Annotated in this window: 16 protein-coding genes; 4 read left to right on the plus strand and 12 right to left on the minus strand. The window is 38.2% G+C overall.

Going from position 1 to position 16699, the window contains the following annotated elements:
- Positions 1-393 precede the first annotated feature (393 nt).
- The gene (locus ADM90_RS02410; protein ID WP_053993474.1) at positions 394-1944 is read right to left on the minus strand and encodes a sensor domain-containing diguanylate cyclase; all 1551 of its coding nucleotides are present in this window, start codon (positions 1942-1944) and stop codon (positions 394-396) included.
- Positions 1945-2493: 549 nt separating this feature from the next.
- On the opposite strand from ADM90_RS02410, the gene ADM90_RS02415 reads away from it, so the two are divergent.
- On the plus strand, positions 2494-3678 hold the full coding sequence (locus ADM90_RS02415; protein ID WP_053993475.1) for a CaiB/BaiF CoA transferase family protein: 1185 nt from the start codon (positions 2494-2496) through the stop codon (positions 3676-3678).
- A gap of 50 nt (positions 3679-3728) precedes the next feature.
- On the opposite strand, the gene ADM90_RS02420 is transcribed toward ADM90_RS02415, so the two are convergent.
- The 4 genes from ADM90_RS02420 to ADM90_RS02435 all read right to left on the minus strand — a co-directional run bounded on the left by ADM90_RS02420 (position 3729) and on the right by ADM90_RS02435 (position 8222).
- Positions 3729-5204, minus strand: a complete 1476-nt coding sequence (locus ADM90_RS02420) for a hypothetical protein (RefSeq protein ID WP_053993476.1) — start codon at positions 5202-5204, stop codon at positions 3729-3731.
- Between the two features lie 174 nt (positions 5205-5378).
- On the minus strand, positions 5379-5933 hold the full coding sequence (locus ADM90_RS02425; protein ID WP_053993477.1) for an HPP family protein: 555 nt from the start codon (positions 5931-5933) through the stop codon (positions 5379-5381).
- A 232-nt stretch (positions 5934-6165) separates the two neighbouring features.
- Positions 6166-7524 (minus strand): acetamidase/formamidase family protein, encoded by a 1359-nt coding sequence (locus ADM90_RS02430; protein ID WP_053993478.1) that lies wholly within the window; start codon positions 7522-7524, stop codon positions 6166-6168.
- 83 nt (positions 7525-7607) lie between these two features.
- A complete protein-coding gene (locus ADM90_RS02435) occupies positions 7608-8222 on the minus strand; it encodes a PH domain-containing protein (protein WP_053993479.1) in 615 nt (204 codons plus the stop codon).
- 257 nt (positions 8223-8479) lie between these two features.
- Between ADM90_RS02435 and ADM90_RS02440 the strand changes: the two genes are divergently transcribed.
- Genes ADM90_RS02440 through ADM90_RS02450 form a run of 3 tightly spaced genes read left to right on the plus strand, consistent with a single transcriptional unit; the run spans position 8480 to position 11439 of the window.
- Entirely contained in the window at positions 8480-9202 is a 723-nt protein-coding gene (locus tag ADM90_RS02440) for a response regulator transcription factor (protein ID WP_053993480.1), read from the plus strand.
- Positions 9199-10578: a sensor histidine kinase gene (locus ADM90_RS02445; protein ID WP_053993481.1), complete on the plus strand. Its 1380-nt coding sequence runs from the start codon at positions 9199-9201 to the stop codon at positions 10576-10578. The genes ADM90_RS02440 and ADM90_RS02445 overlap by 4 nt, the downstream gene beginning before the upstream one ends.
- Positions 10579-10608: 30 nt before the next feature.
- A complete protein-coding gene (locus tag ADM90_RS02450) occupies positions 10609-11439 on the plus strand; it encodes a hypothetical protein (RefSeq protein WP_053993482.1) in 831 nt (276 codons plus the stop codon).
- A 400-nt stretch (positions 11440-11839) separates the two neighbouring features.
- Here the strand turns inward: ADM90_RS02450 and ADM90_RS02455 are convergent, their stop codons facing one another.
- From ADM90_RS02455 to ADM90_RS02485, 7 genes are all read right to left on the minus strand, one after another.
- Entirely contained in the window at positions 11840-12070 is a 231-nt protein-coding gene (locus tag ADM90_RS02455; RefSeq protein WP_053993483.1) for a hypothetical protein, read from the minus strand.
- A 204-nt stretch (positions 12071-12274) separates the two neighbouring features.
- Entirely contained in the window at positions 12275-12481 is a 207-nt protein-coding gene (locus tag ADM90_RS02460) for a hypothetical protein (protein WP_053993484.1), read from the minus strand.
- A gap of 17 nt (positions 12482-12498) precedes the next feature.
- Positions 12499-12906, minus strand: coding sequence for a hypothetical protein (locus ADM90_RS02465; protein ID WP_053993485.1), 408 nt, complete (start codon positions 12904-12906; stop codon positions 12499-12501).
- A 121-nt stretch (positions 12907-13027) separates the two neighbouring features.
- Positions 13028-13387: a YxeA family protein gene (locus ADM90_RS02470; protein WP_053993486.1), complete on the minus strand. Its 360-nt coding sequence runs from the start codon at positions 13385-13387 to the stop codon at positions 13028-13030.
- Between the two features lies 1 nt (position 13388).
- On the minus strand, positions 13389-15257 hold the full coding sequence (locus ADM90_RS02475; protein ID WP_053993487.1) for an ABC transporter permease: 1869 nt from the start codon (positions 15255-15257) through the stop codon (positions 13389-13391).
- Positions 15244-16011 carry an ABC transporter ATP-binding protein gene (locus tag ADM90_RS02480; RefSeq protein ID WP_053993488.1) on the minus strand — a complete coding sequence of 256 codons (768 nt, stop codon included), beginning with the start codon at positions 16009-16011 and terminating at the stop codon, positions 15244-15246. Before ADM90_RS02480 ends, ADM90_RS02475 begins: the two co-directional genes overlap by 14 nt.
- A 204-nt stretch (positions 16012-16215) precedes the next feature.
- Entirely contained in the window at positions 16216-16692 is a 477-nt protein-coding gene (locus ADM90_RS02485) for a glutathione peroxidase (protein WP_053993489.1), read from the minus strand.
- Positions 16693-16699: the final 7 nt, after the last annotated feature.

Genomic DNA, 16699 nt, shown 5'->3' on the forward strand with positions numbered 1-16699 from the left:
TAAAATCCTTGATTACAGGCATTGATTGATGTCTTTTCTGTTTAATTACCTCTCACTAACCTTTTCTTTTTTGAGCGCCCTCAAGCGAAGCCGCCTCTTTCCCCAATCAAGTAAATATCCAACACCACCATAAAAAAACCAAGAAGCATCGGTGCCTCTTGGTTTTCGCGATATATAGGCATACATCTACTCGTCCTTGCGATGTCATAAGGGAAAGGGGGACAACCTTATGTTTTATCAAGATGAGTAAAAGATGCAGCCCGAGTTACATATTCATTTGAACATGGCTTAGAAGTCATATGACGGATGACTCAAAAATAGCTTGCCCAAATGATGATTGCATTAATCATTTACCCTAAAAATTAAAGAAATAAGCGCGTTTTTAATAATTTTTTACTTAGCCATCTTTACTTGATTACGTCCAGCCTGCTTTGCAAGATACAATGCACTGTCAGCAGCCTCTATTAGTGCCTCTGTCGTATCAGCCATTTCTGGATAAACAGCAACGCCTGCAGATAATGTTACAGATCTGCCACATGGACTGTCTGCTTGGGCTAATCTTGTTCGTAATTGCTCTGCTATTTGTTCTGCCTCCTGTGCTGTTGCGTTTGGCAGAAGTATTATAAATTCTTCGCCCCCATATCGGCAGCAAACATCACCCTCACGTACTACAGCTTCCATATGTCTTGCTAAAAACTGCAATACTTTATCACCTACTGCATGACCATATGTATCATTAACACTTTTAAAGTGGTCTAAATCCAGCAAAATAATAGCATGGGGCATCTTCTTTGCCAGCCACTCAGTAAGCAAGGCATCCATCGTACGCCGATTCGTAACGCCCGTCAGTGGATCAACGGTTGATTGATCCTTGAAAAATGTAATTTGTCCATGTAAAAAGGATAAACTTCGTATCAAGACACTCTTTAAGAAATTGGCTTCATAATACCAGCCACTAACTGTTTTTAAGTCATCTACATTTTTGCTATCTAGGCTTTCCTCTGTTAATGTCGCTAATTGCTGTAGTGGATTGGCAATACGTGCTGCTGCCCAAAGTACAATAATAATCGAAATCACCATAAGGGGTATCGATTTCACAATAAATTCCTCTACACGATCAAATGAAGGAGCTAATGCTACCTGTAGAGGTTTTTGGGCAACAACACCCCAGCCTGCAGCGGTCACTGTGCTATAGCCAGCAAGCATTTCTATTCCTTTTGTATTCTCTACAAGTTGATCACCACTTTTTCCCGCCATTACAGCTTGCACGACTTTATTTTCTGTCACCACATCATTAATACGTGCCGGATCTTGATGATAGATGATGCGCCCATCCGCATCCACTACATATACATAAGAGCCATCCTTGCTATAATGTTCTCCTAATAATGTTTTAAAAATATTTGGTTCCTTTAAATAAATGGAGCCTGCTACCATGCCTAAATACTCATTTGAAGCCGAGAAAATAGGATAGGACATAAAAATAATGAGACGTCCTGTGATCGCCTCATAGGGTTTAGAAATAGTTGGTGACTTTTTAGCTAACGCTTCTTTAGCACCCGCAGATGTTAAAACCTCTCCCTTAATATCAACTGATGGTGGTGAGATCGCCAATACAAGACCCTCTGCATTGGTAATAACCACAGAATTGAACATCTGATTTTGCATTTTCAACCGATCTGTTTCCTGAAATAATACTTGTTCATTATCCATCCTTGTACTTATTTGCTTAGCGCTATAACTGAGTATTTGAAAGGCCTCGTTGAGATAGTCATCTGCAGTTGATGCCAATTTCTGAGCATACACCCGATTTGTTTCAAGTGTATTTTCCTTTATCGAATCAACATTCATTCTATATCCGCTCCAAATACTCCCAATGCTTGTAAAGAAGAATGCTGCTAGCGCTACCCCCATAATTAAATGCTTTAATTTCACCCGATGCATACTTACTAATTACCTCCTATATTATTTTTAGATGTATCTTCACAAATCGTCATTTATTACAAATAAAGACCTATTATTAGAAAAGTATGAATTCTCCAACACATATAATAATTTACTACCAAGCAACCCGCAATATATCCTTAAGATTGTATCAACAAAGAGTTACAAATCATATGGATATTTACTAAATATTCATTAAAATGTTTATAAAAAAACTTTATAATATTTTTTCTATTTAAGAGCTATCATACGATTGAATTTTCAAATAAATGATTTTTATTTATCTGAATTTTGCTAGGTAATCTAAATTCTAAATTTTTTTACTTTTTTTGCTATTCTGATATATAAAATTTAGATTGTTTATTTTATAATAAAAAATAACATAGGCAAGCCATGATTCATTCTGTTATAATACTGAATAAATTAAAATAAACTGTATTACTACAGAAATAGAAATACACTTTTTATAACAATACACATGATGGGAAAAGCGCTACTCTGTCATCCTATGGATGGTCATGTAGCCTACACAAAAAGGGGTTGAAAGATTTGGGTATTTTAAAGGGACTAAAAATTCTCGATTTTTCTGCATTACTACCAGGACCAATGGCAACAATGATATTTGCTGATTTGGGAGCAGATGTCATTCATGTTGAATCTTCAAAACGTGTTGATTTAATGCGTATTATGCCTCCCTATGATAATGATCATGAGGCATATATTCATCAACATTTAAATCGCTCTAAAAAATCAATTACATTAAATTTAAAGTCGCCAGAAGCTGTAGAAATTGTGAAGTCGCTTGTACAAGAATATGACATTATTGTTGAAGGCTTTCGACCAGGAGTTATGCAACGGCTGGGGATTGGCTATGAAGCACTAAAGGAAGTCAATCCAAAAATTATTTATTGTGCGATTACTGGCTATGGACAAACTGGTCCGTACAGCCATCGTCCTGGACATGATAATAACTATCTATCATTATCAGGCTTGCTTGATTATTCACGTCACAAGGATAAAAAGCCTGTCTCTATGGGACTTCAACTAGCAGATATTGCAGGGGGTACGATGCATGCAGCCATTGGGGTGCTTGCTGCTGCACTGCATCGTGAAAAGACAGGTGAAGGTCAATTTATTGATATTAGTATGACGGATGCTGTTTTTTCTCTCAATGCGATGTATGGCGCTGCTTTTATTGGCGGTGGTCGTGTACCACAGCCTGAGCAAGAAATTTTAAACGGTGGTAGCTATTATGATTTTTACAAAACAAAGGATGGTCGCTTTTTCTCTGTTGGAAGCTTAGAGCCCCAATTTCGAAAGCTGCTCTGTGAAGCGCTTGATATTCCTGAGCTAATTGATAATACCTTTAACGATTCCTACTACACACAAATTCGTTTTAAAGAGGCTGTACAGGATGCATTTTTGTCCAAAACGTACGATGAATGGCTGGAGGTTTTTAATGAGGACTTTGAGGGTTGTGTAGAGCCTGTACTGACATTCCCCGAAGCCTGTGAGCATCCACAGCTAAAAGCTAGAGAAATGATTGTAGATATTCCAAAGCATGATGGAACGATACAAAAGCAAATTGCTTCTCCTTTTAAGTTTAGCGGTGCACATCCTGAATATAAACATGTTGGTGCTAAGCTTGGTGAACATAATGAAGAGGTTTTACATTCATTAGGCTACGATGATGAACAAATTAGCGTTTTAACAGAAAAAGGAGTTTTAGAATAACCTAAAAGGGTCATCGAGAAAATTTTTCTTTCTCGATGGCCCTTTTGCCATTAAACATAAGCACTAATGAATCGACGAAGATTTTCAAAATGTTCATCAATTAACAAATATTTTTTATAGATTTCCATTAATTTTTCAAAAAGCTCAAACTGCTCGGTGACAAATAATACACGTAAAATATTAAGCATATGCAAGGAAGCGCTTTGTGCGACAATATGATACGGTGCTTCTGGTTGATAATAATGCCGTCGCCACTCCTCCACAGATAAACCGATATGCTGTAGTGAATTATTCACATGTAGAGCAATGTCCTGCTGAACATATGCCTCAATTGTAATAAATTGTTCTTGGCTATAATTTTTTTGTACTAATGAGGTATGGATTTTTTTATTGGACGCTAATACATGCTCCTTTAACAATGCTAGGCCATCTGTATAACGTTCCATTTTTACATAATGATCAAGTAACACTGCATATAAATTTTCTAAATAATTCAGCTGATAATTTTTAATAATGGCAGGTGGTGTTGGTTTACGGTTTGGCAGAAGCTCTCTATATTCCAATAAAATTTCTATCGCATAATTATTTAAGCGTTCATCCTCTAATAAATACTCACCATAGCGTATAGCTGCCTCACTTTGTTGCTCCCTGTTGGCGATATGAAATAAGATATAGGCAATTAACACCTTCTCCTTTTCTGTTAATGCATACATCGAATAGCGCCATTCCGTTTCAAAGGACGTAATCAGCGCTTTCACCTTTTGAACATCCCCTTCTGCTAAACAATAATGGGTCACAATTTGATAGAGTCGCAATTGTTTTTTTGCTAGGCAAGAGGGATTATGCTTATCCACATAAGTTATACACTTATCCAGTATCGCTTTATAGTTATTCACAAAGTTATCCACATGTTCACAATTTTCTCGAATAGATTGCTCAAAATGTCCCATTATTTCATAAAGAAATGTGAATTGTTCTAAAGGTCTGTGGATAAGCAGTGAATAAACCTTTTTTGCAAACAGCCAATGCCAGAATGGAGCTTTCTCTTTATACATCATATGCATAAAATATTCATCTTGAAATTTATATAAAATAATCGTTTGCAGTTCATTCACAGGCATCGGTATTTGCAGTCGTTTCCCAAAAACTAGCCAAATTACTCTCTCTAAATCCATGGTATGCTGGGCAAAAAGCTGCTCAAAAAATGTTTCTTTTCCTTTTTGTGTATAAAAAAACGCAGAGAGTCGTTCATTCACAAATTTTGCATCGAAGCCATATTGCTCAAACAACAATTGCATTTCTCCTGATACATGTCCCCAATATTTACGTGCTGTGGAAAAGGCAATATTCTTAGCAGCTTCTTCATTTACTAGAAATAGTTGCGGTGAAAGTGAAGTACCTAATATTTGAGGGTCTTCCTGTAGGGTAGACGTTGCCTCCTCCCATGCAGCAAGTAACTTTTCTACACCCTCTTCACTATTTTGTTTATATGCCATGAATAATTGCTCATCACAATCCAACAACATACCATTGGAGCCTCCCATCCAATTTAACCACTATGCATCTTCCCTTACATTGTTTGTCTTTCTTCAATATAACAAATCTTCTCCAACATATGCTAAAAAAATTGTGATATACATAGCTGGCACACAGAAAAAATCCATCTATAAAATAAGCACTTTATAGATGGACAAACACCGTCACCAAAAAACTGGATATTTTCTTGTATCTCGTAAATTATTGATTAACAACCCGAATAAAACGATAATTAAAGCTCCTATAAACACAGGCATAATCAGATAGCTCCAGCTATAGCCTCCTAAAATAATAATAATTGGATTGGCCCCTGCTGGCGGATGAATGGTTCCTAAAAAAGCCATAAAAAATATCGTTAGTCCAACACCAAGACTGATGGACAGCATATTGGAGCCTAGTAGGGAATACATCGTTAAACCAATAAATGCAGAAATTAAATGACCGCCTATAATATTGCGAGGCTGGGACAATGGGGCATTCCAAACAATAAAAACAAGCACACAGCTTCCGCCAAGTGATGCCATTAGCCAAGGAGCATTCGTATAATTCGTTAACCATAGTAAAACAAAAATACATATCAAACCACCTAGTGCTCCTGTAAAGGCATCAGCGAAGTTTGTACGCGAAGGAGCCCGTCCTCCCCCTTTCATTTTTGCAATAAAGGGTTTTATCGTATTCTTTTTTTCTAGTTTATTTTGGACATGAATCGTTTCTTCCATTTGTCACCAACCTTACTATAGACGTTTAATTTTTAAACTATTATATCAACACAACAAAAGAATTCAATTCAAATTTAAAAATTCAGATAAATATTTACAATTCCTCAAGAATTGACAATAATTGCGTTAACCATTTATATTATAAAATCAATAACGGTGACCCTTTCTGTAAAGCAACAAAAAGGCCAAGACAGCCACCGAGCTATCTTGGTCATTTATTTCTCTCTTCGTATTAATCGTACTGCCTCTTAATTGTCTTTAAAAGGCGCACTTTTTTCAAAATGCTTTTTGGAACTTGGAGGGTTGCTGTGACTACACCTGGATGACGTCCAATTTCAATGGAGCCTGTAATGGTTGCTCGATTTAATACTTCAGGCTCACTCATATCAAATAGCTTAGCAGCTCGTTGAATGGCATTATCCGTTGCCTCATTCAACGTCTTCCCTGAACCTACCACAGATACAGGGAATGCTTCTTCTACCTGCTTCACACCAAATTCCTCCGCTAGCTCGCGTGCACGGCGCTTTTCTTCCTTTGTAAAAGGTCTTGCTGTATATGGCAAATCTTCTTCATTTGGTAATAAAATCGGTCCCTCCAACGCAACTTTTTTCAAGACACTCACTTGTAGCTGGACAATACCTGCTACATCTGTTGTATGTCCTGCAATCTCCCCATCTCCCTGCATCGCATGCATATCCCCAATATAGACACCGCCACCAGGAACTTTAACAGGGCAAATAATGGTTGCTCCTTCACGAACTCTACTAATATCCATATGCCCATCTGTACGATGCTTGTCCAATTCTTCCTGTGTAAAGGCATACTCATGCGGTGCGCCAATTAAGAACGAACCAAAATCGCCCGCATTATGAGAATCTGGCATTGCCTTTGAGGGGGTTGTACCAAGCTGCCCTAAAAATGGACGCATTCTAGCCATCACCCCAATTAAATCACTTGGTGCTAATGCAACAACAGGATTTTGTACTGAATTTTCAGGTGTTCTCATATAGTTTTTCGCATCGAGCGCGATACGACGTGCACCCTCCCGCCCAACGGTCACACCTATATGCCCTTTGTGATCGAATGCCATTGTATAGCCATTCGTCATTTTAAATGGGGCTGTTTCTGTATCACATGTGGAACAGCGAATTGCTTGTCTGCCAATGCCTTTAATAACTGTACTTGGATGTAGCTTGCCACAGCCTGGGCATTTTACAGACACAAACGGATCACCAATAAATCGATCTGTGATTGCCTCATCATGACCAGATGAGGTTGCCAATGATGTCACCTGTATAGATTGAATGTTAATAACAATGGCATCTCCTACTTCAGCACCTTCTACAAAAACAGGCTTCGTGACCTCATGCCCTCCACGAATAGTTGGTGTTAGCATAGGTCCCCAGCATCCAGGCGTTGTATTGGCAATAATTGTTCCCCCATTTTTCACAGGTCCTAGCATTTGTTCTACTGGATCTAAAATTCCGTTTATAAACTCATTTACAAACAATGTCTCAACGGCTTGAGGTCGCTTGATAGAGTTGCTATTTTCCATTTCTTCTTTTTCTAGTACATGTAATTCATTGGCCATATTTGTCACGCTCCTAGTTCTAATTTTTATGTATAGAGTGCTATGTTAAAAATGCTCTCCACATGTGCAGAGAGCTATTTTCATTAATTGTTTATATATAAATTAAAAATATGTGAGAAATCATCTTTGTTGTATTTGCTTTTGTGGTCAATCATCCAATCGTTTGCAAAGCGCGTAACTTCCTTGAATGATGATGCTGGCGTAATATTGTTATTACCAATTCGCCCAAGTGATGAAGATGCGATATTTAAGCTTCTTTCTGCTACCTCTAGCTTGTAGGCATTTTGTTTTTGTTCATAGCTAATCGCATGTAGTGCTTTATATAAATCTTTAATATCATCAATAAAGCGTTTATGGATGTCGATAGATAGTGGAGAATTATTGATTGTAAATTTAATTTCGACATCAAGGTCTATTGTTCCTGCTGTTTCGAGAAAAACATCTGTAATTGAATACATTGAATAATCGTATCGTCGCAGTAATCGCTTTTTACTCAGGGCACTTTCACCGTCTACATGAATAATGGCACGATTGGTAAAGCAGTACTCATCTGCCTTTGTTTTAATTAAAAAGTAAATTTTCTCGTCGATTTCATGCAAAATAAAATCATCTGCATCTGTTTTGTCATAATCCTCTCGTGGGACAACTACCCCAATATCTGAAAGTCCAAGTGCATCTGCTGCTATTCTTTTAAACATCCTGATTCCTCCTCATGTATGATTACTCTTTCTACGCTTGTGGCTCTCTAAAGGTTTCCTTTCGCAAATAAATTTTTTAGCCCATTCTTCCTTTTTGCAATACTATCCGTCACTTTCTCCGTTCTCTCCACCAGTTCTACTACCCTATCCGCTAATTTATCTGAATCCTTCAACAAATACCTCTATTCTCGCTTTCATGGATATTTCATTTATAATAATTGTCAGTGAAGGCTTTTAAAGAAAGGACGTGTAGGCATATGCAAGAGCCAACTATTTTAATTGTAGAGGATGAAGCTGATTTAGCCAATCTGTTAAAAATCAGTCTGCAAAAGGAGGGCTATCAGCAAATTACCATAGCAGGCACTATACAGGAGGCTTGGACAAGTTTTCAGCAAATAGCACCCAATATTGTGCTGCTCGATGTAATGCTCCCAGATGGTGAGGGCTATGATTTATGTAGACGAATTCGAGAGGTATCACATGTACCTGTACTCTTTATGTCTGCGAAAACAGAAGAAATTGATAAAATTGTAGGACTAGCTATTGGCGGCGACGATTACATTACAAAGCCTTTTAGCCCTAAAGAAGTTGCCTACCGTGTTAAGGCACAATTACGAAGAGCGGGCTATCAAACACAGGATGCTCCACCAAGCAGCTCTGAAAAAGCTATACAGGTTGGACCATTTCAGCTTAATACCGATGAAACTGAGGTACAGAAGGACGGAGTTTTATTGGAGCTAACAGCGAAGGAAATTGGCTTAATGGCGTGCTTTATGCGCAATCCGAATCGCATTTTAAGTAAAGAAACACTATTTGAGCGTGTGTGGGGCGAGGATTTTTTCGGCTCTGATAATACAGTAATGGTGCATATTCGACGTTTGCGTGAAAAAATTGAGCAGGATGCTTCAAGGCCTATGTATATTACAACGGTTAAGGGGCTTGGCTATAAATTGGTTATACCGCAAGAGGCACAGCGATGAAATGGAAGCTCACCGCTCGCTTTCTTCTATCCGTGCTTTCCATTGTTTTTATTGTTATTGTCGTTAACTCCATTATCTTTATAGGCTTTTTTATGCTTCAACAGCTTCATAATTATGATGTATCCTCCTATTCAGAGGAACAATTTGTTCGTGATTTTCAGCAGTATATTGATAGTGATACAGCAACCATCCACCAAGAGGGTCTTCAGGAATTACATCAACGAAATGCATGGATTCAGGTACTTGATAAAAATGGGCAGGTGCTTGAAGACTATTTTGCACCAGATAATGCCCTTACACATTACGCGCCCATCGATATTATTCAAGTGTATAAATATAAAGAATTTGATATAGACACAACGGTTTATATGGGAATGAAGGATGAGCTTAGCTATCTCATTGGCATTAAAGGCAGTGGCGTTTCGCGCTTAGTTATGCATATTTCTGGCTCATCCACCCTACAGTTTATTGGTAAATTTGGACTCGTTATTATCATTGTGGATTTATTGATCGCGGCATTAGTAGGCTGGCTCTTTGGCCGCACATTAACAAAGCCACTCTATGCCATGATTGAACGTATTCATTACTTAAAAAATCATAAATATACTCCTATTAAAACACCTGGTGGGGTCTATAAGCCGGTTTTTGATAATTTAGATGAGGTATCACAAGAATTAGCTGCCCATGAGCAGGAGAGAAAACAACTAGAATTGATGCGTGAGGAATGGATAAGTAATGTTTCACACGATATGAAAACACCGCTCGCTTCCATTCGAGGCTATGCAGAGCTTTTAAATGATAGTCCACTCGCACCTAGTGAGCAAGCTGAGTATACAAAAATTATTGAAAGACAGGCATTGCATATGCAGGAGTTGCTGGATGATCTTAATTTAACAATGCGTCTAAGGCATCAGCAGCTTCCCCTAACATTTAATAAGGTCAATCTCGTACCATTTGTTCGTGAGATTGTGATTGATACTTTAAATTCACCACAATTTGAACTTGCAAACATTGACTTTGAGGCTACCTCTGACAATATCGAGTATTGTATTGACGAGCATTTTATGCGTCGAGCAATTATCAATTTTTTACACAATGCACTGCTTCATAATCCACCAGATGTAGCTGTTGGAGTGATGGTTGACGAGGATTCCATTACAATTGCTGATACTGGCAAGGGAATGAATGTAGAAGATTTAGAGCACATTTTTGAACGCTACTATCGAGGTACAAATACCGAGCAAACGGCTGGCACTGGCTTAGGCACAGCGATTGCTAGAGATATTATTGAAGCACATGGTGGAACTGTCACCATCACCTCTGAGGTGCGAAAAGGGACAACTGTAAGCATTTATCTAAAAAAGGAGCAGTCATAGTAGAATTTATTGTATAGGGAGGCGCTTATGATGCTTGAATGGACGAGCAATGTGTGGGGCAAGTTAATGGGGCCATATGGTTCTGGAACAGAGGTACCTGCATTCTTACAGCAGTTGACGCAGGAATATCATCAAGAAAGGGCTGATGAGCTTTTTCAAGAATATTTATTTCATCAAAACACAATTTACACGGTTACTTATGCCGCTGTTCCTTATTTAGTACACATTGCTTGTTCAACAGAAGACCTTAAAGTGCAATGTGAGCTATTTATTACATGCGGTATTATCGAGGCAAGCCGGGATCACAATGAGGCAGCTCCATTCCCCGCAACATGGATGGAATTAGCCGAACATATCGGGGCATCAACCTGTACGGATATCTACAGTGAATACCTCAAGGCTATACGTAAGATAGCATTACTAGGACCAGAAGTACTTGCTTATGCAACCCATGCTTTAGAGAACCCTGTGGAAAAGCGTTACATCCTTAGTGCTAATGCTGCTTATCAAGGGTTATACACATTGGCTAATATGCTACTGACATTTACAATGGGCGATGAATACGTTGTTACCTGCCCAAAATGTAAAGAGGAGATGTATTTATGGCCGAATGAAGACGATACATGCATACAGGCATTTACGCAGGACCCTGTGTTTAATGAGGAGCAAAATGCTCACACCATTATTCCCGCAACAAAATTTTCAAATAGAGAACAAAAAATATTGCAAGAGCAAGCACAGGCGATTGGCGAAGATAAACTTATCCGCCATTTGCCCTATTTAGCAAGCAAGATTGACTGTCCTTCATGCCATATAACTATCCAGATTTGGCCTTCATTACTCTCGTTATTTGAGTCATGAAGGTTGGTATCGTTCTAATTTATCATTTTCCGATAGAAGACGCCCACTTTAAGGAACGTGAAGGGGATAGTCCTTTGAGTAAGGGGAAGATGAATGTCGGTAGGCGTTCGCTTAAATCGTCGCACAATTAGAACGTATATGCTATAACGAACCTGTACAGCTTGCTCTTTGAAAACTGAAGATATGAGGTTGTAACAGGAAAGTTCGTCTGTTATATAAAATCTTCAACGTTCTATCGCTCTGTCTAGCCGAAAAGCGAAAACTAAGCAGTACGCTAGCCAACGGAGTCCAACGTACAATCATTGCAAGTTTTTCACCGTAGGGACTACGGGTAGAGCCTGCTACTATAACTAGACATTGGTCTGGTGTTCGCAGGAATCCCACACTTCTATAAGTGGGGTTAGTTCAAAGGTACATCTTTTTTAGTGATGCGGCTATAAAATTTAATGACTGGCACAATCATAATAGTGATAATAGCCGCAGTTAAACTATACTTCACAATCCATGTAGGTTCATAAATATTCTCTGACCCTACTGGATTATACAGTATCGTTAAAATAACTCCTTGAAGAAGATCTGATACTATTAATAGTATCGCTATTACCAGAAAAATCCCTATTATTTTTTTCATTCGTTTCCCCCTATATTTAGCTCTGTTCATTTAGACAGGAATCTCCCACAGTTTAACTATGCCTTTGTGCAATTTTATAGTCAATCGCAATACCCCGCTTTAAATGTATGTTTACGGTTAAATTGTTTAGCTGGAATTGTAATATCGCCTTGTTCTCCTGGAGCTAGCTTTTTTCTATGTTCTCATTGATTTTTATTATCACGTCTAGCTCCTCATTGTTTTTTCTAATAAATATGTCCTTTGGAATCCTACCAAGCTCGTTAGTTTAGCAGAATCAATATCCATACCCTCTGGCATTCCTATATAGTAATTTTCTTGTAGCTCTGTTCTATCTAGCAAAAAAGCAGGAGCAGTACAAGAGTAGCTCCTATCGCAATTATCAATAGAATTACCTTGCCCATTTTTCTTCATTTCATCGCTATCCCCTATTACCTTTGACTAAGTCCATATTCCATTCGGATATTTCCGCCATTGTGTAAAGGGGCAGCTTTAAACTCATAGGTTTTCGCAAAAAATCCAACAGAGGTAGAAATATGCCCCTGTTCCCCTGGTTGAAAAATCGCTCCACCCTTTTCATCTATCGTAATTTTAATATCCGTATTTCCTGTATTTTTAATCCAAAAGTTAAGCATTTCGCCATTCCTTTTGGATACTCTATATTTATCTATAAATTGACCACCAGAATATGTACCTCTTGCAATATCTATGCCATGTAGCGTGATAACCTGATGGCTATACTTAGATTGAGCCATAAAGTTTACAGAAACAGGAATGATCAGAACTGTGGCAATGCTTATCGTTAAAATCAATAGCAGTAGCTTGCTTTCCTTTTTCATCTCCATCCCCCTATTTCGAAATTACATTATCATGTATATTATAACAATATTTCCATACATAAATCACCGAATTTTTCTATAAAAAAAGGTAGAGACGATTATCTCTACCTTAACCTGCTTGCTATTTTATTTGCTTCTGCACCTTTACAGGTAATTTATTGAACTGGATTTCATCATAGGAAGTGACCTCTGATTCCTTTTTTACATAGAGCTGTAAATAGGCATCCTGGCGTAAGTTTTTTTGCGCTGAAAACTTCAATATTTTTTCTTCTCCCTTGTCATTAAGGGCGGGCAGTTCGTACCAATATGTTGTAAAAATTTCGCCGTTATCTGCCTTGTGCTCCTCTGCTTCTCCATCTGCTGTAATTTGAACGTAGTATGCATCTTTATTTAAACGATTAAAATCTACCGTTATTAGTACAATTAAGCCGGCAATAAATAACATCAATAATGCGCCGATTCCTAAAAATGCTTGTTTCATATTAATTCTCCCGTCTCACAATTTTGTAGAACGCACGTACTGTAAAGATATAGTAAATAAAGTAAATGGCTGAATATGCAACCATCCATAGAATTACGGGCTTTGTAATATTCATATTAAATAATTGTGAAAATGCTAGTAAGGCAAAGACGCTATGCATGATGCCCACAATAAGCGGTGCACTAAAGATAACAGCTACCTGTCCTGCCACTGTCTTTAGGATTTGCTTACTATTCACACCTATTTTATTTAAAATTGCATATTTCGCCTGATCTTCCTCAGCTTCCGTTAAAATTTTGAAATAAATAATACTTCCTGTTGCTGCTAGAAACACCAGACCTAAAAAGCTTCCGACAAACAATAATGCACCGACCGTAGCCAAACTATCCTCATAGCTTTGGGGAACACTAGAGAAGTTCTCTTGCTGCTCGTTAGACAATTGCTTATAAATAATCTGTGATATGTCCTGCTGCTTTAAATCCTTGTCCATGCCAACAACCTGCATTGTCACAGCTTCGGCATCCGTAGCAGCAAATTCCTGATCGTTTACAACGAGTACTGTTCCTGCTGGTATAAAATTTAGGACGCTTTCTGTCAGCATTTTATCAACATAAAAGGAATCCCCATTCTCTAGCTTAAAGTCTTCACCCGTAAAATCATGTGAAAAACGTTCATCAAAGGCTGCATCCAGTAAGATGGTTGAGCCATTTGCAATATGCTGCTCTCCATCCTTGCCTTGTAATTGCGCTAAACGATTATAGTCCGTTTCTTTCAATAATGTGTATTCAAAAAATGCGAAGTCATTATCAACACGTAAATTTTTCACAGCTAGTGATTCATGATATAAGACATCTTGCTGAGGAAATTCTACGGTATCACCTTTCCACATAAAGGTATTGGGTAGCATCTGACGGACACTTGCTTCTGCATTGTAATACATACCAAAGACACCACCACCAGCAGTAATCGTTGTGGCACTTAAAATTGCAATGATTGACAACGATTTTGCATTGGCTCGGATACGATATAATAATTGAGAGACACCGATTAAATTTAAGCCCTTCCATGACCATGATGTCGCTTTTTTCAAGGCTGTTAACACAAATACGCTAACGCTGTGGAATAATAGATAGGTGCCTGCGATTGTTACACCAATTACTAGCAGCGGCGTACCTAAGAACGTGAATAATTTCCAAATACTACTTGTAAACATATCAGAGGCAGCCGTATAATAGCCAAATGCTATCAGTACAGTTCCCAATAATGCAGCGATCAACGATACACGTGGAATTTGCTCCCCCTGTTTGTCTGCATGAAATAAATCAATTAGCTTAAATTGATAAATCACACGATAGCCCTGTAAGGATGTGAATAAAAACATTAGTGTAAAAATGCCCGTTGTATTAATTAGTGCCTCCATTGAAAATGTCAGGCTACCAACCACTTCATAGCCCATTAAGCGTACTAGTATCATTAATAGCCCTTGGGACATAAAGAAACCTAGAATGATACCAAACACTAGAGAGACAAGCCCTATGACTAGGTTTTCAAAAAAGAGCATTAAGCCAATTTTTTGCTTACGTACACCTAGTAACGAGTAAAGGGCTACTTCTTTTTTCCGCTTCTTCATAAAAAATGAATTAGAATAGGCCATAAAGATAACAATAAAGAACAGAAGCACTACTGACGATGCACTCATTAATCCCTTAATTTGCTGCGCGGATTGCTTTAAAGCTGCAAGGTCATCATTATATTTCAGTGTGACAAATGTAAAGTAAATAACGATACTAAATACCATCGAGGCAATATATAAAAAGTAATTCGATAAATTGCGCTGAATATTTTTACGCGCTAAACTAAATAACGTCATTTACTCCACCCCCGATGCTGGACAGCACCTGCAAGATCTCTTGGAAAAACTGCTTTCTTGTTAAGGCTCCTCGATGAATTTCCTTCGATAACTGCCCATCCTGAATAAATAGTATGCGCTGACAGAAACTAGCCGCAAAGGCATCATGCGTGACCATCATAATAGTAGCTGCCTGGGATTGATTTAAATCACTTAGGCTTTCTAGTAAATCTGTTGCAGATTTTGAATCAAGCGCACCTGTCGGCTCATCAGCAAAGATTAGTTTTGGCTCAGTCACTAATGCTCGTGAGGAGGCTGTACGTTGCTTTTGTCCACCCGAAATTTGATAAGGATATTTATCAAGTAAATCACTTATGCTAAACAATGCAGCAATGCGGTCAACCCTTGCGTTAATAGCCTTTGTTGGCATCTTCGCAATCGCCAGTGGTAAAACAATATTTTCTCGCACTGTTAAAGAATCGAGCAAGTTATAATCCTGGAAGATAAACCCTAAATTCTCACGGCGGAAATCTGCTAATTCAGCGTCCTTCATACGTGCTAGGTTAGTATCTTCAATAATAATTTCACCAGTCGTTGGCGTATCAATCGTTGCTAATACATTAAGAAGCGTAGATTTACCAGCTCCAGAAGGACCCATTACCCCAATAAACTCTCCCTTTGCTACTTCAAATGATATATCCGATAGCGCTGTAAAAGTATTTGCGCCTTTGCCGTAAGTTTTTCCAACGTTTTGTACCTTTAATATTGGCGTCATTTACGCTCACCTCTTCTTTCTGACTTTAGTATACGAGTCCAAACTTACAGCAAATTTGTCGCAAGCTTACAGCAACCTTAAATCATTTGTTATTGACCCATTTCTATGTTTTATTGACCAAACTTCGCATTTTATTGACCAATTTTTAAGGTTTATTAACCAAAAAGGACTCATGCACAGCTTTGTGCATGAATCCTTCCAATTTTATGATTCTAAAACTTGCTTAATATCTTCCTCAATGCTACTTGGCTTATCTGCTGGGGCGTAGCGTCCAATAACCTCTCCATTGCGGTTTACAAGGAATTTTGTAAAGTTCCATTTAACACTATTGCCTAAAAATCCTTTGGAGTGAGAAGTGAGATAATCGAAAATAGGATGTGCCTTCTTGCCATTTACATCAACAATGTCATGCATCGGGAAGGTCACGCCATATGTTAATCGACATTGGGAGGCCGCTTCCTCAGCAGTCGCTAGCTCCTGTTTAAATTGATTGGATGGAAATCCTAGTACAACAAGACCTTCCTCCTGATATTTTTCATAGAGCCCTTCTAATTCTTCAAATTGTGGTGTAAAGCCACATTTGGAAGCTGTATTAACAATTAGCATAGGCTTTCCTTTATAACGTTCTAGGCTATAGACCGTACCATCCTCTAAGGTTACGTTAATATCATAAATGCTCATCGCTCTA

Source organism: Lysinibacillus macroides, assembly GCF_001281525.1.
Taxonomy (GTDB): domain Bacteria; phylum Bacillota; class Bacilli; order Bacillales_A; family Planococcaceae; genus Lysinibacillus; species Lysinibacillus macroides.